Source organism: Desulfocucumis palustris (assembly GCF_002933875.1).
Taxonomy (GTDB): Bacteria; Bacillota; Desulfotomaculia; order Desulfotomaculales; family Desulfocucumaceae; genus Desulfocucumis; species Desulfocucumis palustris.
The window spans coordinates 1-529 of the sequence record NZ_BFAV01000184.1; the positions used below are offsets into that span (position 1 = coordinate 1).

The 529-nt window shown below is 51.6% G+C and carries 2 tRNA genes and 1 rRNA gene; all 3 read left to right on the plus strand.

The features are described 5' to 3' along the window. Positions 1 to 82, plus strand: a 16S ribosomal RNA gene (locus DCCM_RS18190); the annotation flags it as partial. Between the two features lie 127 nt (positions 83 to 209). Then, positions 210 to 285: transfer RNA gene (locus DCCM_RS18195), tRNA-Asp, on the plus strand. A 7-nt stretch (positions 286 to 292) separates the two neighbouring features. Beyond that, positions 293 to 368 (plus strand) — tRNA-Ala (locus DCCM_RS18200). Positions 369 to 529 lie beyond the last annotated feature (161 nt).

A 529-nucleotide genomic window follows, 5' to 3' on the forward strand; every position in this document is an offset into this window, starting at 1 on the left:
GCCGTCGAAGGTGGGGTTGGTGATTGGGGTGAAGTCGTAACAAGGTAGCCGTATCGGAAGGTGCGGCTGGATCACCTCCTTTCTAAGGAGCATTTGCACGGCAAAAGCCGGGCGAATATCCGAGGTCGATAGTAACCGGCAGGAGTTGAAACTAACCGCCGGGGACTCTAACCTCCATCTTGCAAACCTGTTTAGTTTTGAGGGACCGTGGAGCTGTGGTGTAGTGGTTAACATGCCGGCCTGTCAAGCCGGAGACCGCGGGTTCAAGTCCCGTCAGCTCCGCCACCTTTATGGGGATGTAGCTCAGTTGGGAGAGCGCTTGAATGGCATTCAAGAGGTCAGGGGTTCGATTCCCCTCATCTCCACCATATTGGATATTAGATATTGGTAATTGGAAATAATCCACAACCGATATCGAATAACCAATAGCCAGATGCACCTTGAAAACTTCACAGCGAGAAATAACAAGATCGCAAAAGCGTCTTGGGACACCAACTGCGGTAGGCAGCAATGCAAACGGCAGGGAAGT